Annotated in this window: 1 protein-coding gene; it reads left to right on the top strand. The window is 57.6% G+C overall.

Features of this window, described 5'->3' with window-relative positions:
• Nucleotides 1-93: 93 nt before the first annotated feature.
• A partial coding sequence (locus P0G09_RS17310) for a ribosome-binding factor A (protein WP_275253290.1) occupies nucleotides 94-314 on the top strand: 221 nt, incomplete at its 3' end.

The following is a 314-nucleotide window of genomic DNA, read 5'->3' as shown; positions in this document are numbered from 1 at the left end:
GGGTGAAGCCTCATCTTTATGCCAAAGGCACCCCCATTAGGGGAGCTGTCGAGCGCAAGCGAGACTGAGGGGTTTTGTTTTATAGGAGAAGCTATGTCTCAGAAAAATATGGGTCGTCTTGCCCAGGATATGAAGCGTGAGGTCATTGCCATCATCGGACAGCTGAAGGACCCCCGCCTGGAGGGCGGTCTGCTGACCGTCACCCGTCTGGATGTGACACCTGACCTGGATGTTGCAAAGGTCTATGTGAGCGTGATGGGCCGCGAGGACGGCCCCAAACCCGCCATCGAGGCACTGAACCGTGCCGCAGGCCA

Source organism: Faecalibacterium sp. DFI.5.82 (genome assembly GCF_029076575.1).
In the GTDB taxonomy this organism is placed as follows: Bacteria; Bacillota; Clostridia; order Oscillospirales; family Ruminococcaceae; genus Faecalibacterium; species Faecalibacterium duncaniae.
The sequence above is the reverse complement of the archived record's forward strand: the minus strand, read 5'-3'. Positions and strand labels throughout refer to the sequence as shown.